Genomic DNA, 17,967 nt, shown 5'->3' with positions numbered 1-17,967 from the left:
GGTCAGGACTTCTTGTCGCCCTCCTGTCCGGCGGGCGCTATTCTGTCATCCGGCTTTTCGGCTGTCTCGCCGGCCTTGTCGAGCGGCGGCAGGCCGTTGGCGATCTTGTCCTCGATCTTCGGGATTTCGGCAGCCTCGGGCTCGTCGCCGAGCGCGCGCTTCCACTGGTAGACGGCCTCCAGCGTCCGTCCGACACGCCAGTAGGTGTCGCCCAGATGGTCGTTGATCGTCGGATCGCCGGCCTTCAGTTCGGCGGCCCGTTCCAGTTCTGTCACCGCATCGTCGAAGCGGCCGAGGCGGTAATAGGCCCAGCCGAGCGAGTCGACGATATAGCCGTCATCGGGCTTCAGCTCGACCGCCTTCTTGATCATGTCCAGACCCTCTTTCAGGTTCCGGTTCATGTCGACCCAGGAATAGCCGAGATAGTTGAGCACCTGCGGCTGGTCGGGCGAAAGCTCCAGCGCCTTGCGGAAATTCGGCTCGGCCTTGGGCCAGTCCTTCAGTCGCTCATAGGCGATGCCGCGCTGGAAATAGATCGACCATTGCGAGCGGGTCGGCTGCTTGATCGAGGTCACGGCGTCGTCGTAGTTCTTCGCCATGGCCGGATAGTCCTTGGCGTCCGACAGCACGCTGCCATAGGCAAGATAGCTGCGAAGGTCGGTGGGATCCGCCTCCACCAGCGCCTTCAGGTGCTGGCGCGCCTCGTCCAGATTGCCGCCCTTGGCAAGCGTCAGGCCAAGCTGCATCTCCGAAAGCCGCGACATCGGCGAGGTCTTCGGAACGTCGCGGTAATAGGTAACCGCCTTGTCTTCCTGGCCGACATTTTCGGCGATGCCGCCAAGCAGGATCAGCATGTCGGCGCTTTTCGGATCGAGCGCGCGGGCAAACTGCAGATAGAGCATGACGGTGTCTTCGGCGCCGGGGCGGTTCAGCGCCCCGCCGACGCCGAAGAGCACGCCGGCTGCGCCTTCTGCGGCCGTCGTGATCAGCGGCGGCAGCTTTTCGCCGGCATTGATGCTGGTGCGCATGGCCTTGAACGGCGCATAATTGTTGAGCGCGTTCTCGCCGACCGACAACGCGTCGAGCGCCTTCTGCTTGTTGCCCTGGTTGGATTCGAGCGTGGCCAGCGCCATGACCGAGCGGACGAAGAGATCGGTGGCGGTCGCAGCGCCATCACGATCGGTGATCGCATCGGCCAGATATTTGCGCGCCCCGTCCGTATCGCCGATCAGGTTGGCGGCGACGCCGGCATTGTAATTCTTGAAGATGTCGTACCAGGGCGGACCCTTCAGGCCGGCCATCCTGGCGACGGCCTGTTTGCCCTTGCTGGCACCGAGCTCGGCCCAGGCGCTGAGCAGGGCGTTCATCAGCCGGTCCAGATCGTTCGGACCCTTGTAATCCAGCGCCTTGTCGGCGGCATTGTATTCCCGGTCGCGGATCGCAGCCAGGCCACGGGCGACCCCGGTGACGCGCTCGACGGCCTTGTCGTTCTTCAGGTCCTTGGCATAACGCACGCCCTCGTCGAAGTCGCCGTTCATGAACAGCGCCAGCATCAGGCGTTCGCGCACATCCACACGGCCTGGCTCGAAGGCGAGGGCCTTCTTGTAGAAGCCGATCGCGTTGGGAAAGTCACGGTCGCCGTCCGCCGTGCGGGCGGCCAGAAAGGCACCGGAAAACGTGTCGATGGTAGACATGTCGAAGGGTTTTTCGACGTGTGCCTTGCTATCCTCGGCAGAGGTGGCGGCAAGGGCTGTCGAATGGACGCCTGCCATCAGCAATGTGGCGAGCGCGGCGCCGGAGAGGAAACGATTGGCAAGGGTCTGCCGCATAAATTGAACCTTTCAACAAGCAAGGGTCGAATCGCGTCGGGCGCCGACGGACTTTTCGACCGTCAAAACGATTCCCGAACACAATGGCTTTTTTGAAGCGGGGTCGCAAGCAAGAGCAAAAATAAGCCTCAATTGATCCGCGCGACGCAGAAATCGATGACCTCCAGAAGGGCGTCTTTCCAGGCACTTTCCGGCAGCGGCGCGAGCGCGTCCCTGGCAATCGTGCCGTAATGCAAGGCGCGCTGGATGGTGTCGCCCAGGCTGCCGTATTTGGATATCAGGCCGAGCGCCTTTTCCAGCTGCGCCGCGTCGGTCTCGCCGCCCTCGATCGCATCGCGCCAGAACTGGCGTTCCTCCTGCGTGCCGCGGCGATAGGCAAGGATGACCGGAAGGGTGATCTTGCCCTCGCGGAAGTCGTCGCCGACATTCTTGCCGAGATCGGCTGCCTTGCCGCCATAGTCGAGCACATCGTCGACCAGCTGGAAGGCGAGACCCAGATTCATGCCATAGGACTTCAGCGCATTGCGTCCGGCCCGGTCGGCATTGGCGATGATCGGCCCGACTTCGGAGGCGGCTGCAAACAGGGCCGCGGTCTTGGCCCGGATGACCTGCAGATAGTCGTCTTCCGTGGTTTCCATGTTCTTGGCGACGGAGAGCTGCAGCACCTCGCCTTCGGCGATCACCGAGGCGGCGGTCGCCAGAACGTCGAGTGCATCGAGCGAGCCGACCTCGACCATCATCTTGAAGGCCTGGCCGAGCAGGAAGTCCCCGACGAGCACGCTTGCCTGGTTGCCCCAGATGATCCGGGCGGTCGACTTGCCGCGGCGCAGATCGCTCTCGTCGACGACGTCGTCGTGCAGCAGCGTCGCCGTGTGCATGAACTCGACCGAGGTCGCGAGCTTCACATCGCTGTCGCCCTGGTAGCCGAACATCGCGGCGGAGGCGAGGGTCAGCATCGGGCGCAAACGCTTGCCGCCGGACGAGATCAGGTGATTGGCGACCTCCGGGATCATCTGCACGTCGGAACCGGCCTTCGACAGGATCAACTGGTTGACGCGGTCCATACCCGAACTGGTCAGATCCACGAGCGGCTTCACCGAGGCCTGTTTGTTCTTGTTTTCACCAAGCGGTATGACTACACCCACCGGACCGTACTCCTGTTCATTTGTTGCGCAGACAATAGTAAACGGGCCACTTGTCCGGCAAGAGGCGAATTGCCTCGCTTCACCGAATTAGGGGAGTAATTCTGTAATGAAAGAGCTGATCCGGACCAATGATCCGGTCGTGTTGAGCTTCGCGGAGAGCCTGATGCGCGATGCCGGCATCCATTGCATGGTGGCCGATCAGGCCACCAGTCTGATCGAAGGGTCGCTCGGCATGCTGCCGCGCCGCTTCCTGGTCGAGGGGGATCGCTCGGGGGAGGCGCGCAATATCCTGGTCGACGCGGGGCTTGCCGACGAATTGCGCGACGAGGATCGCGGGTGACCAGCGAACGCCAGGCATCATCGGTGGAAACCGTGGATGCCTTCCACCGGGGACGGTTTTTTCTTCTTCAGCCCAAGGGCAGGGGCCACCGCGCCGGCATGGATGCCATGCTGCTGGCGTCGCTGGTGACCGGCGCGGGCCATGTCCGCATCGCCGATCTTGGCGCCGGCGCGGGGGCGGCCGGTCTTGCCGCCGCAGCCCGCTTGACCGAGGCGGAGGTGACGCTGGTCGAGCGCTCCGACGAAATGGTCTCCTTTTGCCGTCGCACGCTGGCATTGCCGGAGAATGCAGGGCTTGCAGCGCGTGCGCAGTCCCTGCAGGCGGACGTTACGCTGACGGGGCGTGCCCGTCGCGCGGCCGGTCTCGAGGACGATGTCTTCGACCATGTGATCATGAACCCGCCCTTCAACGATGCCAGCGACCGCAAGGCACCGGACCTGTTGAAGGCGGAAGCGCATGCGATGACGGAGGATCTGTTCGAGGCCTGGATCCGCACGGCATGCGCGATCGCGAAGCCGGGCGGACAATTGTCGCTGATCGCGCGCCCGCAGTCGATCGCCGAGATCATCGCGGCCTGCGGCGGCCGCTTCGGTGGGCTGGAAATCACCGCACTGCATCCCAGGCCGGGCGAGAGCGCTGTCCGGATCCTGGTGACCGGCATCAAGGGATCGCGGGCCCGCCTGCAGCTGCGAAGCCCGCTCACCATGCATGACGACCCGCAAAGCCATGCTTTTTCCAGCGCAGTCGACGATCTCAACAACGGGCGGACCGCCTATTCGCGGCTGCGCACCGGCAAATAGGCCTTGTTCCAGACCGTTCAGCCGACCACGAAGTCGAGAACCAGCTTCACGTTGAGGGCGGTGATGATCACCGCGATCATCAGTGTGATCGCGGTCAGCCAGCGGGGCGAGACGAGGGCGCCCATCTTGCTCTTGCTTGCGGTGAACAGCACCAGCGGGAAGACCGCGAAAGGCAGCTGCAGGCTGAGCACGACCTGGCTCAGGATCAGCAGCTCGGCGGTGCCCTGCTGGCCGTACCAGAAGGAGACGATGGCGGCCGGGATGATCGCCAGGCAACGGGTGAACAGACGCCGGATCCACGGATTGATCCGCATCCGCAGAAACCCTTCCATGACGATCTGGCCTGCAAGGGTTGCCGTCGCGGTCGAGTTCAGCCCGGAGCAGAGAAGCGCAATGCCGAAGAGGACCGGGGCGATGGCTGCGCCGAGCAGCGGCGACAGCAGCGCATGGGCGTCCCCGAGCTCGGCCACTTCGCCGTAGCCGGTGGCATGGAAGGCGGCCGCCGCCAGGATCAGGATCGAGGCATTGATCAGCAGCGCGAAGAACAGCGCGACCGTGCTGTCGATGGTGGCGAAGGTCAGCGCCTCGCGCTTCTCCGCATTGCTCTTGCCGAGCTTGCGGGTCTGGATGATGCCGGAATGCAGATAGAGATTGTGCGGCATCACGGTGGCGCCGAGAATCCCGATGGCGATGTAGAGCATGTCGGGATTGGTGAGGATGTCCGTTGACGGCATGAAACCGGCGGCGACGGCACTCCATTCGGGACCCGCAAGGAAGAGCTGGGCGGCAAAGCAGCCGCCGATCACCAGGGTCAGCGCGATGACGAAGGCCTCGATCCAGCGGAAGCCGAGGCGTTGCAGCATCAGGATCAGGAAGACATCGACGGCGGTGATCAGGATGCCGAGATTGAGCGGGATGCCGAACAGCAGCTGCAGGCCGATCGCGGTGCCGATCACCTCGGCGATGTCGGTGGCGACGATCGCCAGCTCCGCCAGGGCCCAGAGCGCGACCGAGACCGGCCGCGAATAGGCGTCGCGGCAGGCCTGCGCCAGGTCGCGGCCGGATGCGATGGCAAGCCGGGCTGCCAGCGACTGCAGCAGCATCGCCATCAGATTGGAGATCATCACGACGACGAGCAGCGTGTAGCCGTATTTCGAGCCACCGGCGAGGGAGGTCGCCCAGTTGCCGGGGTCCATATAGCCGACCGCGACCAGGTAGCCGGGGCCGAGAAAGGCCAGAATGCGCTGCCAGTAGGGCCGGCTCGACCGGACGTCGATACTGCCATGGATATCCGAAAGGGCGGGTTCTCCGCGATCGGTGCGCCAGGCGTCGCTCTCGGTCTTGTCGAGGACTGTATCGGTCATCCGATGATGGGCTTTCTATGGATTAAATTGCGACTAATTCGCAAGAAGCTAGTGCGAACCGTTCGCAATTGCAAGAGAGGAGGCGAAACGGAGCTGATGACTTTATACGTCCGCCAGGGTGGAACGGTTCAACGCCTGAAGGGTTGCGGGAAGGATAGCCGTCCTGGCGCCCCGGCCCATTGTGTTTTGCCGAAGAAGACATACATGCAAACGCAAAGAGCAATGCAGAACCGCCAACGCAACCGCCACCGCAGCCGAAGGAATTGATCAGGAATGCCGAACTATCTCGCTCGCCTCGTCCCGGGTCGTTTTCGCAAGAAGAAGACGATCATTCCCGTGGTGCGCATGCAGGGCGCGATCATGTCGGGCGGCAGCAAGTTCAAGCCATCGCTCAATCTCGCCAATATCGCGGCAGCGCTGGACAAGGCCTTCGCCAAGAAGGATGCGCCGGCGGTGGCCATCTCGATCAATTCGCCGGGCGGTTCGCCGGTCCAGTCGCGGCTGATCTTCGAGCGCATCCGGGCGCTGGCAGAGGAAAAGAACAAACCCGTGCTGGTCTTCGTCGAGGACGTGGCGGCCTCCGGCGGCTATATGATCGCACTTGCCGGCGATGAGATCTTTGCCGACCCGACGTCGATTGTCGGCTCGATCGGCGTCGTCTCCGGCGGTTTCGGCTTTCCCGAACTGTTGAAGAAGGTCGGCGTCGAGCGCCGTGTCTATACCTCCGGTGAAAACAAGGTGATCCTCGATCCCTTCCAGCCGGAGAAGGAAAGCGATATCGACTATCTGAAGTCGCTGCAGGCCGAGGTCCACGAGATCTTCATCGACATGGTGAAGGCGCGCCGCGGAATCCGGCTTTCCGATCACCCCGATCTGTTCTCCGGCCTGTTCTGGACCGGCCGTCGCGGCCTGGAACTCGGTCTCGTCGATGGTCTCGGCCATATGCGCGAAGTGCTGCGCGGCCGCTACGGCAAGGACGTCAAGCTGGAACTGGTCGGCGCGGCGCGTGACTTCTTCGGCCGCAAGCTGCCGAGTGTTGGCGGCATGTTCGGCAATGTCGATCATATCGCCGCGGCCGCCGTCAGCGGTCTTGCCGAAACCGTCGAGGAAAAGGCATTATGGGGGCGTTACGGCCTTTAAGGTCCTCGCACGGGCCACGCCTGCGCAAGCGCGTAGCCGTCATGCAAAGCCAGCAAGTTCAAGAAGCCCAGTGAGGGGCGATGCCGCAGATTATCCTTCTTCTCCTGTTCGTCGGTGCCGGTCTCTGGCTCTACAGACGCTTCGTCTCCGATGCCCAGCATCTGGCCGGCCGGTCGCGCGTCGATGAGAAGGAGCGTGAAACAGGCGCCAGCGGCACGCTGATCAAGGACGAAAAGACCGGCGAATACCGCCTGCGCCGCGACGACGAGTAGACGCCGCGGCATCCCTTCGCCTCCGTCGGCTAAAGCCCCAGTTCGCTCAGCGACTTGTGGTCATCGGGACGGCGGCCCTGCGGCCACAGGAACAGGCGCTCTTCGTTACCGATCCTCAGATCGTTGATCGACGCATGCCGTCTCGTCATCAGGCCATCCCCGTCGAACTCCCAGTTCTCGTTGCCGTAGGAGCGGAACCACTGGCCGTCGGCATCGTGCCATTCATAGGCAAAGCGCACGGCGATGCGATTTCCCGTGTAGGCCCAGACCTCCTTGATCAACCGATATTCCAGTTCGCGCGCCCATTTGGCCGTCAGGAAGGCAACGATTTGCGGCCGGCCCGTGAGAAATGCATCGCGGTTGCGCCAGCGGCTGTCGGCGCTATAGGCGAGCGACACGCGCTCCGGATCGCGGCTGTTCCAGGCATCTTCGGCAGCGCGTGCCTTCTGGCGCGCGGTTTCCTCGGTGAACGGGGGCAGGGGCGGTCGCTGGCCGGACATGGCGTTTTCCTCGATAGACAGATCTGTCTATACAGTTGACCTATACAGATCTGTCTGTCAATCAGGGGCATGCGCAAAATATCGACACAGTCCGACACGCCTGCCAAAGCCGCTCCGGCCCGCGACCGCATCCTGGCGACCGCTGCCCGGCTGTTCTATGCGCAGGGGATCCGCGCCACCGGCATCGACCGGATCATCGCCGAGGCGGGCGTCGCCAAGATGTCGTTCTACAATCACTTTCCGTCCAAGGACGATCTGGTGCGCGCCTTCCTGGTGGCGCGCCACGAGATGTGGATGGCGATGTTTCGCAGCCGGGTGCAGCCCCATGTCGAAGCGCAAGGGCTTGCCGCGATCGCGCTGGCGCTCGGTGAATGGTTCGCGGAACCCGACTTTCGCGGCTGCGCCTTCATCAACACCGTTTCCGAATTCGACCGGGATTTTCCGCAGGCGATCGCCCACAAGCAGGATCTGGCGCACTATGTCGAGGAATTGGCCGAAAGCCTTGGTCTCGACAGCCCGCAAGGAGTGGCCGCCGCGGCAATGATCGTCATCGAAGGGGCGATCGTGCGGGCGCAGATGGGTGAGACGGAGGGGCTTGTCGAGTGTGCCCAGGCGCTGCTTTGCATGATCGAGGGCAGGGCCCGCAGCGGCTGAGCGCCGCGGACCCCATGGGTCGGAGCCCGCCTTTCTCTCAGAAGCGGGTGGTCAGTTGCGTCAGCCAGTCGGGCGACGCTGCGACGAGGGCGGCTTCCAGCTGCTTGTCGGCGCCGCTCAGGATCAGCACGCCGAGCAGCACCAGCACGACGCCGAAAATGCCCTTCAGCAGCTTGCCGGCATTCAGCATGCGATCGCGCATCCGGTTGAACACGTCGCGGGACAGCACGCCGAGAAGCAGCAGCGGCAAGGCGGCGCCGATGCCGAAGGCGAGCATGGTCGATCCGACCGCCGCGAGATTCTCCCCGCGGGCGGCCATCAGCGAGGCGGCACCCAGTGTCGGTCCGACGCAAGGGCTCCAGACCATGCCGAGCAGAAGGCCGATGCCAAACTGGCCCTGCCAGCCATCGCCGGTACCGCCGCCGAAATGCCGTTCGCTCCAGTTGCCGAGCGGCCCGGCGGCGGTCGCAAGCCGCGTCTGCATGGCGGGCACGAGCAGCACGGCGCCGAGCCCGATCATGATCACCGCCCCGACCGAGCGGAACACACCGAGATCGAGGCCGAGGCCAAAGCCGATCAGCGCGACGAACAGACCGACGGCCACGAAGGAGACGGCAAGCCCGACCGCAAGGGCGACCGGCCCAAAGCGATGCTTGCCGGCCGCCGTCGCCAGCACGATCGGCACCAGCGGCAGCACGCAGGGTGACAGGATCGACAGAACGCCGGCAAGCGCTGCAAGGAGGATCGTCGTGATCATTGGGTCTTTGCAAGCGAGGACGTGAACAGGGCCTTGATCGTCTCGGGCTTGGTGTCGCCGACCGATCGGGCCGTTTCGGTCGTCCCGTTGAAGGCGATCAGCGTCGACTGCATATTGGCGCCGAAGGCCCGCACGACATCCTTCTGGTCGTCGAAATCGACCTGGAAGACGGTGACCGGACCGAGCGCCTCGGAGGCGGCGAGTTCGTCGATGATCGGCTTCTGCGCCTTGCAGGTCGGACACCAGCTGGCGGTGATGTCGACGACGACCGGCGCGCCCGCCTTCTGTGCCGTTTCGAAGGTCTGCTGGCTGTAGGGCTTGATCTCGCCCGCAAGCGCGGCGGAAGCGGCGATGATCGAAAAAGCGGCGGCCGCAAGGCCGGTGAGCATTGTCGTTCTGAGCGTCATCTGGATTGTCCTTCCTCGGGTTGGCATGGGCGCCACCCTCCCGGTGGCATCATGACGCAATTCGAGTTGGCGGGCATGGCGGTTACAGGGCTCTCCTACACATTTGCGTGTTCGCCGCGTGAGGTGGTCGCAGACTTGACCCTGCCGCTGCACCGTGGCACCAGACGCCAAAGACATCTTTCGCGAAACCGGACATCCGTCATGACCACCACGCTCGCCCCCCATATGGATCCGAAGCGCTCCTTCCAGGCGCTGATCCTGACGCTCCACAACTACTGGGCGGACAAGGGGTGCGCGGTGCTGCAGCCCTACGACATGGAAGTCGGTGCCGGCACCTTCCATCCGGCGACCACGCTGCGCGCGCTGGGTCCCAAGCCCTGGCGGGCCGCCTATGTGCAGCCGTCGCGTCGCCCCACCGACGGTCGCTACGGCGAAAACCCGAACCGCCTGCAGCATTACTACCAGTACCAGGTGATCCTGAAGCCCAACCCGTCCAACCTGCAGGAGCTCTATCTCGGCTCGCTGGAAGCGATCGGTCTCGACCCGCTGCTGCACGACATCCGCTTCGTCGAGGACGACTGGGAAAGTCCGACGCTCGGCGCCTGGGGGCTTGGCTGGGAATGCTGGTGCGACGGCATGGAAGTCTCGCAGTTCACCTATTTCCAGCAGGTCTGCGGCATCGAATGCGCGCCGGTGGCCGGCGAACTGACCTATGGTCTCGAGCGCCTGGCGATGTATGTGCAGGGCGTCGACAATGTCTACGACCTGAACTTCAACGGCCGCGAAGGCGATGAAAAGATCTCCTATGGCGACGTCTTCCTGCAGGCCGAGCAGGAATATTCCAGGCATAATTTCGAATATGCCAATACCGAGATGCTGTTGCGCCACTTCACCGATGCGGAGAAGGAGTGCCAGGCGCTGCTCGCCGCCGGGGCGCCTGGCGACAGCGACAACCAGCGCCTGCACAAATGTGTCTTTCCGGCCTATGACCAGTGCATCAAGGCAAGCCACGTCTTCAACCTGCTGGATGCGCGCGGCGTGATCTCGGTCACCGAGCGTCAGAGTTACATTCTCAGGGTGCGCACGCTCGCCAAGGCCTGCGGCGAAGCCTTCCTGCTCACCGACGCCGGTGGTGCCAATCTCGGCAAGGCCGCGTGACAGCGAGCCATAAAGCACCGGCCGAGGTCCTCGGCCGGCGGCTGGCGCATGCGCGCCGGGTCTGGTGGACCCTGGCGCCGCTCACCGGACTGCTTCTGACCGGATCGGTTGCCTATCAGCTCTATTTCGCCTTTATCAGCTACGTGCTGCAGCACACCGGCACGACGCGCAACACCGGCGCCGGCAGCGGCGTGACGCAGGTCATCGTCTCGATCGACGGCTTCTACATGCTGCTGCTCTATCTGGCCGAGCTGATGAGCCTGCTTGCCTGGCTGCGCTATATCTGGCTCTCGCTGCTTCTCACCGACCGCATCGCGCCCGGCCTGCGGCGCCTGTCGCCGCTGGCAACGGTTACCGGCTTTTTCGTGCCGGTCGCCAGTTTCTGGATCCAGATCCAGGCGATGAACGATATCGCCCGTGCCGCACGGAGGGGCGAGACGCAGCGCCGCCCGCTGAACCCGGTGCTGCCGGCTGCCATCACCCTGTCGCTGTTTATCGCGCTGCAATTCTCCCGCGCGGTCGCCGGCATTCCGATCGACGTGTTCTCCGATCCGAATGCGGCCCAGCACGCCATGCAGATGTCGTCTATTGCCGACATTGCTGCTTTCATGCTGCTGATCCTGTGCGATGCCTTCATGCTTTCGGTCGGCCGCGGACAGGCGCGTGCGCTTGCCAAAGAAAAAGGGCGCCGGTCGGAACCGGCGCCTGAGTTGAGGGAGGAGAAGTCAAAGGAAGGCATGTCGGACTAGGCTGATCCAAACCCTGGTGGGTCGGCGTAGTCCGGTTCGGGTAGCCAGTGGAAGCCAGCCACGGCTCCGGTCGGCAATTGCTTTGCACACATCTGCAGAAGGCGCCGGGTTCCGCCGCTTTCCGGGGGACGCATCGCGACCCCGTAGTCGAAGAACAATGCCATGAACGCCACGACATTGATCGCTTTGATGACCGTACACATTGGTTCGGACTTCCGAATTGGTTTCGTGGAACGCCTCGTAAACCGCTCACTGTCCGCCTGGTCCGCCAACCAGGTAGGCTCGGCTTGACCGGTCCGCCAACCGGCCAAGCCTTGAGTTTTACCGGTCCGCCAACCGGCTTTACTCCAACCTGCCCCGACCCGCCTGCCGGGGGACGCTTCTGCCTGCCGCCTCGTTTCTTTGACCTGCATCAGCGAATGATTGAAAGGTATCGGCATCCGGCATCTCTGGATATTCGATGAACTTGCTAACCAGTTCTGCTTAGCAAGATCTTTGGAGTTGCCGGGGGTGGTTGTGGCGATTTGCCGACAGCGTGCGACGACGGCTTTTCCCAGTCAGGTCAACGGTTAAGCGCAGGTCCGGAGGGCGTGACACCGGCCGGGACAAATTTGGTACCTGCTGCGTCATCACGGCGGAGACCGGTCCCCCCATCGGTGGAAAGTCGGCTGACGGGCGGCCATGGCCGGGTCCCGCAAGAGCATGGTTGCGCAATCGCCGTAGTCCGGGGCACGGTCTGCGCGCGCGGTGCATGCGATCGGCCCTGCAGGACCGCTGATCCGGCGTTGTGCTTGTCAAACCAAGTGCCTATGGTTCAATCCGCCGCCCGCGGAAGAACCGCGGCTGCCAAATCCGGAGAGGCTGATGTCCACCATTCTCGTCATCATTGCGCTTGTCGTGCTCGTCGGTCTTTATGCCGTCACGATCTACAACGGCCTCGTCAAGGCGCGGCAGATGGCCGAGGAGGCCTGGTCCGGCATCGATGTGCAACTGAAGCGTCGCGCCGACCTAATCCCCAACCTGGTCGAGACGGTGAAGGGCTATGCCGCACACGAAAAGACGACCCTGGAAGAGGTCGTCGCGCTGCGCAACAAGGCCCAGTCGGTGCCGACGGGCGATGTCGAGGGGCGGGCTGCGGCCGAAGGACAGCTGACCCAGGCGCTCGGCCGGCTGTTTGCCCTGGCGGAGGCCTATCCGGATCTCAAGGCCAACCAGAACTATCTGGAACTGCAGACCTCGCTCGAAACGATCGAGGGCGAGATCCAGATGGCGCGCCGTTATTACAACGGCGCTGCCCGCGATCTGAATGTCCGCGTCGAAAGCTTCCCGTCCAACCTCGTCGCCGGTCAGTTCGGCTTTTCGAAAAAGCCCTATTTCGAGATTGCCAACGAAGCCGACCGTGCTGTACCGACGGTCAAATTCTGAAGACCGCGACGCTCTCGGCACGACCAGACCTTGACCAGACCTTGAAATGACGGACCCGATGACCACCGACAAGCTCACCATTCTTCCGCCCGGCCATCCGCTTTCCGGCCATGTCAGCCCGCCCGGCTCCAAGTCGATCACCAATCGCGTGCTGCTTCTGGCCGGCCTTGCAAAGGGTACGAGCAGGCTCACCGGCGCACTGAAGAGCGATGACACCCGCTATATGGCGGAGGCCTTGCGGGCGATGGGTGTGTCGGTCGAGGAACCGGACGAAACCACCTTCGTCGTGACCTCCACGGGCGAATGGAAAGCCCCGTCCGCGCCGCTCTTTCTCGGCAATGCGGGCACGGCCACGCGCTTCCTGACCGCCGCCGTCGCAAGCGTCAACGGCCAGGTGATCGTCGATGGCGACGAGCACATGCGCAAGCGGCCGATCGGCCCGCTGGTCGCCGCCTTGGCCTCGCTCGGCATTTCGGCAAAGGCGCCGACCGGATGCCCGCCAGTCACCGTCGACGGTCGGGGTCATTTCGGCAGCGGCCGGGTGGAGATTGATGCCGGACTGTCGAGCCAGTATGTCTCGGCCCTGTTGATGGCCGCACCGCTGGCGCCCGCGGGTTCGAACGCGCCGGTGACCGTGGCGCTCACCGGCATCGAGATCGGTGCCCGCGGCTATGTCGATCTGACGCTGGATGCCATGCGCGCCTTCGGCGCCCGGGTCGAGGAAACCGATCTCGGCACCTGGACGGTCGAGCCGACCGGCTACAGGGCTGCCGATTTCCACATCGAACCGGATGCCTCTGCTGCTACCTATCTCTGGGGCGCCGAAGTACTGACCGGCGGCACCATCGACATCGGCACGGCAGCGACCGCGTTTACCCAGCCCGACGCCAAGGCTTATGACGTGATCGCGGCTTTTCCCGACATGCCGGCCGTGATCGACGGCAGCCAGATGCAGGACGCGATTCCGACAATCGCGGTGCTCGCCGCCTTCAACAATCAGCCGGTGCGTTTTGTCGGCATCGCCAATCTGCGGGTCAAGGAATGCGACCGCATCCGGGCGCTGTCGACCGGGCTGAACGCCATTCGCGACGGGCTCGCGGTCGAGGAAGGCGACGACCTCGTGGTCAATGCCGATCCGGCCCTGGCCGGGCAGCTGCTCCCGGCCGAGATCGACACCTTTGCCGATCACCGCATCGCCATGAGCTTTGCGCTCGCCGGCTTGAAGATCGGGGGGATCACCATTCTCGATCCCGGCTGCGTGGCCAAGACCTACCCGGGCTACTGGGATGCGCTTGGCAGCCTTGGCGTTCAGACCGTGGCACCGAACGCCGCCTGAGACGATATTTTCCGGTCTCGCGATCGTGATCGGAACCTTTTGCCGTGTTTCGCATTGTGGAGCGATTGGCGCAGCCCGCGCTCAGTTTATTTGAGAGGATATTTCATGAACCGTACCAACGGTCTTTATCTCGTCATCGGTGCCCTGGTTGTGGTCGTCATCGGCCTCGGGGCCTATGTCTACCACGAGAAGCAGAAGCCGGAGGGCGTCGAATTGAGCATCGGCAAGGATGGCCTCGCCATCGAGAAGAAATAATCGCGATCAGGCACTTCGGTTGTCGCGCGAACCAAGGAGCGCCGCGCAATCGAAGTGCCGAACGGCTTTTCATTATCCCCCGTCTGCCGCTATAACCGCCCCGGAGCCTGCAAACGGGGACGACAGATGAGAAGATTGATTTTCGGCCTCGCTCTGCTGGTGGCCGCCATCTGGTTTCAGACATTGCCGGCCGCGGCCCGCGAAGTCATCAACTCCTATCATTCCGACATCACCGTACATCCCGACGCGTCGCTGACCGTGGTCGAGACAATCGCCGTTCGTGCCGAGGGTCGCGATATCCGACGGGGGATTTTCCGCGATTTTCCGCTCTATGCCAAGGATCAGGTGGGACTCCGGATCAAGGTCGATTTCGATCTGGTGTCGGTCGAACGCGACGGTCAGCCGGAAGCCTATCATACCGAAAGCGTCTCCGGCGGCATCCGCATCTATGCCGGCGATGCCGATACCTATCTGTCGCCCGGCAACTACACCTACAAGATCACCTATAATACCCGCCGCTGGATCCTGCGCTATCCGACGCAGGACGAGCTCTACTGGAACGTGACCGGCAATGGCTGGCAGTTCCCGATCCTGAAGGCCTCGGCAAGCGTGCATCTGCCCGGCGATGCCCGGCCGACGGAGACGGCGGTATTTACCGGCGGCTATGGCGAGGAAAGCAAGGATGCGCTGGGCAGCGTCAGCGGCAGCGATGCCGATTTTCAGACCACCCGACCGCTCGATCCGCAGGAAGGGCTGACCATTCTTGTCGGGATTCCCAAGGGCGTGCTGGCCGCGCCGAGCGAGACCGAGGCATGGCGCTATTTCCTGCGCGACTATGCCGGCCTGCTGATCGGCGGCATCGGGCTGCTGCTCGTCTTTGCCTATTACATGAAATCCTGGATCGCGGTTGGCCGCGACCCGCAGCCGGGCGTCATCGTGCCGCGCTGGGATGCACCGGACGGGCTGTCGCCGGCACTGGTCAACTATGTCGACAACAAGGGTTTTTCCGGTGGCGGCTGGACCGCATTTTCCGCCACCGCCATCGACCTCGCGGTCAAGGGCTATGTCGAACTGGACGACCTGCGGGAGAAACTGGTGATCCGCAGGACCGACAAGCCGGTCAGGGACAAGCTCTCGGCCGGCCAGAAGGTTCTGCTGGACCAGGTGGGTGGTCCGGGTTCCGAATTCGACATCGACAAGGCCCATGGCGCCGCCGTGCAGTCCGCCGGAAACCGCTTCCGTTCGGCGATCGAGAAGGAGCATCGGGGCAAATACTACAAGAGCAACTGGGGTTATGTCGTGGGCGGCGTGGCCTTGAGCCTTGCGGTGCTGCTGGCACTGCTGATCTTCGGTGCGATTCCGGCCGAAGCCGTGCCGCTGATGATCGCGCCTGCCTTCTTCTCCTTTGTCTTTGCCATGCTGGGCATCAAGGTCGGCCGTGGGATCCTGCGCAGCAAGTCCCTGATATCGCGGCTGATGTCGGTGATCGGCATCGTGTTTTTCGGTTTCGTCTTCCTGACCACCTTCGGCGGTCTCGGGGTCTCGCTGGTCAGTGAACTCGTCAGCTCGAACGAGCTGATCGTCGCGGTTGCAGTCGGCGGCATCCTGGTGCTCAACATCCTGTTCTTCTTCCTGATGGGGGCGCCGACGCCGCTCGGCCGCAAGCTGATGGACGGCATAGAGGGCCTGCGCACCTATCTGACGCTGGCGGAAAAGGACCGGATGAACACGGCCGGCGCGCCGACGATGTCGCCGCAGCATTTCGAGACACTGCTGCCCTATGCGGTGGCGCTCGGCGTCGAGGAACCGTGGTCGAATGCCTTCAACGCCTGGCTTGCAACGGCCGCTGCCGGTGCAGCCGCTGCCACCGCCTATGCGCCCGTCTGGTATCACGGCAACTCTATCGGCGGCGTCGCCGGCAATATCGGCAATATTTCCTCCTCCATGGCCTCGACCATTTCCTCCACCATCCCGACACCCAAATCGAGCTCGGGTTCCAGCGGTGGCTTTTCCGGGGGCGGCGGCGGTGGAGGCGGCGGCGGCGGCTGGTGAGCCGCATGTGCCCAAATTTTGGCGTGCGAATGCCCCACCTTTGCGCCCAGCGCATGACTGGCCTGAGGCATTGGCGCTTTTGCCACGCGGTCGGGAGGCGTAGGTTGCCCTCATCAAACGACGCCGGGGCCGAGCAAGGCTGCTGACGTCAAACGGAACCTCAGAAAGGGGATCATCATGAACGTCGCACGTACCCTGAACAACTGGCGCAAATACCGGCAGACCGTGAACGAACTGGGCCGCATGAGCAACCGCGCGCTCGGCGATCTCGGTATCGACCGGTCCGAAATCGAGCGCGTCGCCCGCGCCGCGACCAATTTCTGATCGCTCGCAAAACGCTGAATTTCCGCGAAACGCCCGCTTCCTCGAAGCGGGCGTTTCGCGTTTCTACATCCCACTCGAATGCTCAGTCAGCCAGGCGCTGAGTGCATGGCTGTCATGCCGATCACAGCCCTCGGCCACTCAAAGCCGCAGGTCGAGTTGCGAGCTGTCCTGCTCCGTCTCGCGGGTCAGCGATGAGAGCGTCACGCCAAGCAGCCGCACGGAACGCCGGAAGGGATGGACGCCGGCGAGCAGAAGCGTGGCGATGTCGAGCAGCTCCTCGGCGCTGGAAAACACGGCTGCCATCGTCCGGCTTCGGGTGGCCTGGGTGAAATCCGAATATTTGATCTTCACGGTCACCGTCTTGCCGCTGATGTCATTGGCCTCGCAGTAGCGCCACACCTTGTCGGCCAGCGGCCGCAATTCGGCGGTGGCAAGCGCCAGATCATCGATATCGCTGGCGAAGGTGTCCTCGGCGCCGACCGATTTGCGGATCCGGTCCGGCCGCACCTGCCGCTCGTCGATGCCGCGGGCAATGCCGTAGAAATAGGGACCCGACTTGCCGAAATGCTGCTGCAGGAAGGCCAGCGATTTCTGCTTGAGGTCCAGCCCCGTCTCGATGCCGTGCCGCTTCATCCGTTCGGCGGTGGCCGGCCCGACGCCGTGAAACTTCTTCACCGCCAGGCCCTCGACAAAGCCCGGCCCGTTCTTCGGCGTGATCACGGCTTGGCCGTTCGGCTTGTTGAGGTCGCTCGCCATCTTGGCCAGGAACTTGTTGTAGGAAATGCCCGCCGACGCATTGAGGCCGGTCACCTGCTTGATCTTTGCCCGGATCTCCAGCGCGATTTCGGTGGCGATCTCCATCTGCTTGAAGTTTTCGGTGACGTCGAGATAGGCCTCGTCGAGCGACAGCGGTTCGATCATCGCGGTATATTCGGCAAAGATCTCGCGGATCTGCTGCGAGACCGCGCGGTAGACCTCGAAGCGCGGCTTGACGAAGATCAGGTCCGGACATTTGCGCTTGGCCGTCACCGAGGGCATGGCGGAGTAGACGCCGAAGGCGCGCGCCTCGTAGCTTGCGGCCGCCACTACGCCGCGCGCCGCCGATCCGCCGACGGCGAGCGGCTTGCCCCTGAGGGATGGATCGTCACGCTGCTCAACGGAGGCATAAAAGGCATCCATGTCCACATGGATGATCTTGCGAACGCGGGCGGCTGCAGGCGGAATGTCGACTGCATGTTCTCGTTCGCCCGTACTCATCGCAGTCATGGTCAATGCGTCAGTCCCGCTTATGCGTGCTTCGTCCCGTCGATGTGCGGAACGTAAGGCGAACATATCAGCAAGATCGGATAATGAAAAGTCCGCCGCATCGGGAAACCGACGCCTCATCAGGAGGGCGGCCGTGGCGGAAAAGGGGGGAGGCTGGTGGCCCGATATGGCTAGCCCATCCCTGTCTGCGAGGA

Annotated in this window: 19 protein-coding genes; 12 read left to right on the top strand and 7 right to left on the bottom strand. The window is 63.4% G+C overall.

Annotated elements, in window-relative coordinates; all coding sequences use genetic code 11:
• Positions 1-2: 2 nt before the first annotated feature.
• Both J2Z17_RS09150 and J2Z17_RS09145 read right to left on the bottom strand, forming a co-directional pair.
• Positions 3-1,829 carry a tetratricopeptide repeat protein gene (locus J2Z17_RS09150; protein WP_209944083.1) on the bottom strand — a complete coding sequence of 609 codons (1,827 nt, stop codon included), beginning with the start codon at positions 1,827-1,829 and terminating at the stop codon, positions 3-5.
• A gap of 128 nt (positions 1,830-1,957) precedes the next feature.
• A complete protein-coding gene (locus J2Z17_RS09145) occupies positions 1,958-2,974 on the bottom strand; it encodes a polyprenyl synthetase family protein (protein ID WP_209944081.1) in 1,017 nt (338 codons plus the stop codon).
• Between the two features lie 106 nt (positions 2,975-3,080).
• Between J2Z17_RS09145 and J2Z17_RS09140 the strand changes: the two genes are divergently transcribed.
• A complete protein-coding gene (locus J2Z17_RS09140; protein ID WP_209944079.1) occupies positions 3,081-3,314 on the top strand; it encodes a putative signal transducing protein in 234 nt (77 codons plus the stop codon).
• A complete protein-coding gene (locus J2Z17_RS09135; RefSeq protein WP_342454389.1) occupies positions 3,311-4,114 on the top strand; it encodes a tRNA1(Val) (adenine(37)-N6)-methyltransferase in 804 nt (267 codons plus the stop codon). The genes J2Z17_RS09140 and J2Z17_RS09135 overlap by 4 nt, the downstream gene beginning before the upstream one ends.
• A 17-nt stretch (positions 4,115-4,131) precedes the next feature.
• Here the strand turns inward: J2Z17_RS09135 and J2Z17_RS09130 are convergent, their stop codons facing one another.
• Positions 4,132-5,478 (bottom strand): Nramp family divalent metal transporter, encoded by a 1,347-nt coding sequence (locus J2Z17_RS09130; RefSeq protein WP_209944077.1) that lies wholly within the window; start codon positions 5,476-5,478, stop codon positions 4,132-4,134.
• 273 nt (positions 5,479-5,751) lie between these two features.
• Here J2Z17_RS09130 and J2Z17_RS09125 point away from each other — a divergent pair, with 273 nt between their 5' ends.
• Both J2Z17_RS09125 and J2Z17_RS09120 read left to right on the top strand, forming a co-directional pair.
• Positions 5,752-6,618 carry a S49 family peptidase gene (locus J2Z17_RS09125; protein ID WP_209944075.1) on the top strand — a complete coding sequence of 289 codons (867 nt, stop codon included), beginning with the start codon at positions 5,752-5,754 and terminating at the stop codon, positions 6,616-6,618.
• Positions 6,619-6,698: 80 nt separating this feature from the next.
• Positions 6,699-6,890 (top strand): hypothetical protein, encoded by a 192-nt coding sequence (locus J2Z17_RS09120; RefSeq protein WP_209944073.1) that lies wholly within the window; start codon positions 6,699-6,701, stop codon positions 6,888-6,890.
• A gap of 29 nt (positions 6,891-6,919) precedes the next feature.
• Here J2Z17_RS09120 and J2Z17_RS09115 read toward each other — a convergent pair whose 3' ends face one another.
• Positions 6,920-7,390 carry a nuclear transport factor 2 family protein gene (locus J2Z17_RS09115; protein ID WP_209944071.1) on the bottom strand — a complete coding sequence of 157 codons (471 nt, stop codon included), beginning with the start codon at positions 7,388-7,390 and terminating at the stop codon, positions 6,920-6,922.
• Between the two features lie 69 nt (positions 7,391-7,459).
• Between J2Z17_RS09115 and J2Z17_RS09110 the strand changes: the two genes are divergently transcribed.
• Complete coding sequence (locus J2Z17_RS09110) at positions 7,460-8,044, top strand: TetR/AcrR family transcriptional regulator (RefSeq protein ID WP_209944069.1); 585 nt, start codon at positions 7,460-7,462, stop codon at positions 8,042-8,044.
• 37 nt (positions 8,045-8,081) lie between these two features.
• On the opposite strand, the gene J2Z17_RS09105 is transcribed toward J2Z17_RS09110, so the two are convergent.
• Together J2Z17_RS09105 and J2Z17_RS09100 are read right to left on the bottom strand one after the other, a co-directional pair.
• Positions 8,082-8,801, bottom strand: coding sequence for a cytochrome c biogenesis CcdA family protein (locus J2Z17_RS09105; protein WP_209944067.1), 720 nt, complete (start codon positions 8,799-8,801; stop codon positions 8,082-8,084).
• A complete protein-coding gene (locus J2Z17_RS09100; RefSeq protein ID WP_209944065.1) occupies positions 8,798-9,208 on the bottom strand; it encodes a thioredoxin family protein in 411 nt (136 codons plus the stop codon). The genes J2Z17_RS09105 and J2Z17_RS09100 overlap by 4 nt, the downstream gene beginning before the upstream one ends.
• A 201-nt stretch (positions 9,209-9,409) precedes the next feature.
• Between J2Z17_RS09100 and J2Z17_RS09095 the strand changes: the two genes are divergently transcribed.
• The 7 genes from J2Z17_RS09095 (at position 9,410) to J2Z17_RS09065 (ending at position 16,507) form a co-directional block, all read left to right on the top strand.
• On the top strand, positions 9,410-10,366 hold the full coding sequence (locus tag J2Z17_RS09095) for a glycine--tRNA ligase subunit alpha (protein WP_209944063.1): 957 nt from the start codon (positions 9,410-9,412) through the stop codon (positions 10,364-10,366).
• Complete coding sequence (locus J2Z17_RS09090; RefSeq protein WP_209944061.1) at positions 10,363-11,115, top strand: DUF4328 domain-containing protein; 753 nt, start codon at positions 10,363-10,365, stop codon at positions 11,113-11,115. The genes J2Z17_RS09095 and J2Z17_RS09090 overlap by 4 nt, the downstream gene beginning before the upstream one ends.
• Positions 11,116-11,979: 864 nt before the next feature.
• Positions 11,980-12,540, top strand: a complete 561-nt coding sequence (locus J2Z17_RS09085; RefSeq protein WP_245223966.1) for a LemA family protein — start codon at positions 11,980-11,982, stop codon at positions 12,538-12,540.
• Positions 12,541-12,598: 58 nt separating this feature from the next.
• Complete coding sequence (locus tag J2Z17_RS09080; protein ID WP_209944059.1) at positions 12,599-13,876, top strand: 3-phosphoshikimate 1-carboxyvinyltransferase; 1,278 nt, start codon at positions 12,599-12,601, stop codon at positions 13,874-13,876.
• A 105-nt stretch (positions 13,877-13,981) separates the two neighbouring features.
• A complete protein-coding gene (locus tag J2Z17_RS09075; protein WP_209944057.1) occupies positions 13,982-14,131 on the top strand; it encodes a hypothetical protein in 150 nt (49 codons plus the stop codon).
• Between the two features lie 126 nt (positions 14,132-14,257).
• Positions 14,258-16,183, top strand: coding sequence for a DUF2207 domain-containing protein (locus J2Z17_RS09070; RefSeq protein WP_209944055.1), 1,926 nt, complete (start codon positions 14,258-14,260; stop codon positions 16,181-16,183).
• 177 nt (positions 16,184-16,360) lie between these two features.
• Positions 16,361-16,507, top strand: coding sequence for a DUF1127 domain-containing protein (locus tag J2Z17_RS09065; RefSeq protein WP_209944053.1), 147 nt, complete (start codon positions 16,361-16,363; stop codon positions 16,505-16,507).
• A 138-nt stretch (positions 16,508-16,645) separates the two neighbouring features.
• On the opposite strand, the gene dinB is transcribed toward J2Z17_RS09065, so the two are convergent.
• Entirely contained in the window at positions 16,646-17,764 is a 1,119-nt protein-coding gene (gene dinB / locus J2Z17_RS09060) for a DNA polymerase IV (RefSeq protein WP_209944343.1), read from the bottom strand.
• Between the last annotated feature and the right edge of the window lie 203 nt (positions 17,765-17,967).

It is taken from the genome of Heterorhizobium halophytocola, from assembly GCF_017873095.1.
GTDB classification, from domain to species: Bacteria; Pseudomonadota; Alphaproteobacteria; order Rhizobiales; family Rhizobiaceae; genus Allorhizobium; species Allorhizobium halophytocola.
This window is presented reverse-complemented; position numbering and strand designations above follow the sequence as displayed.

Coding starts and splice junctions, on each gene's coding strand:
- J2Z17_RS09150 (WP_209944083.1), bottom strand. CDS start 1,829: ATGCGGCAGACCCTTGCCAATCGTTTCCTCTCCGGCGCCGCGCTCGCC.
- J2Z17_RS09140 (WP_209944079.1), top strand. CDS start 3,081: ATGAAAGAGCTGATCCGGACCAATGATCCGGTCGTGTTGAGCTTCGCG.
- J2Z17_RS09130 (WP_209944077.1), bottom strand. CDS start 5,478: ATGACCGATACAGTCCTCGACAAGACCGAGAGCGACGCCTGGCGCACC.
- J2Z17_RS09125 (WP_209944075.1), top strand. CDS start 5,752: ATGCCGAACTATCTCGCTCGCCTCGTCCCGGGTCGTTTTCGCAAGAAG.
- J2Z17_RS09120 (WP_209944073.1), top strand. CDS start 6,699: ATGCCGCAGATTATCCTTCTTCTCCTGTTCGTCGGTGCCGGTCTCTGG.
- J2Z17_RS09115 (WP_209944071.1), bottom strand. CDS start 7,390: ATGTCCGGCCAGCGACCGCCCCTGCCCCCGTTCACCGAGGAAACCGCG.
- J2Z17_RS09110 (WP_209944069.1), top strand. CDS start 7,460: ATGCGCAAAATATCGACACAGTCCGACACGCCTGCCAAAGCCGCTCCG.
- J2Z17_RS09105 (WP_209944067.1), bottom strand. CDS start 8,801: ATGATCACGACGATCCTCCTTGCAGCGCTTGCCGGCGTTCTGTCGATC.
- J2Z17_RS09100 (WP_209944065.1), bottom strand. CDS start 9,208: ATGACGCTCAGAACGACAATGCTCACCGGCCTTGCGGCCGCCGCTTTT.
- J2Z17_RS09095 (WP_209944063.1), top strand. CDS start 9,410: ATGACCACCACGCTCGCCCCCCATATGGATCCGAAGCGCTCCTTCCAG.
- J2Z17_RS09085 (WP_245223966.1), top strand. CDS start 11,980: ATGTCCACCATTCTCGTCATCATTGCGCTTGTCGTGCTCGTCGGTCTT.
- J2Z17_RS09080 (WP_209944059.1), top strand. CDS start 12,599: ATGACCACCGACAAGCTCACCATTCTTCCGCCCGGCCATCCGCTTTCC.
- J2Z17_RS09075 (WP_209944057.1), top strand. CDS start 13,982: ATGAACCGTACCAACGGTCTTTATCTCGTCATCGGTGCCCTGGTTGTG.
- J2Z17_RS09070 (WP_209944055.1), top strand. CDS start 14,258: ATGAGAAGATTGATTTTCGGCCTCGCTCTGCTGGTGGCCGCCATCTGG.
- J2Z17_RS09065 (WP_209944053.1), top strand. CDS start 16,361: ATGAACGTCGCACGTACCCTGAACAACTGGCGCAAATACCGGCAGACC.
- dinB (WP_209944343.1), bottom strand. CDS start 17,764: ATGAGTACGGGCGAACGAGAACATGCAGTCGACATTCCGCCTGCAGCC.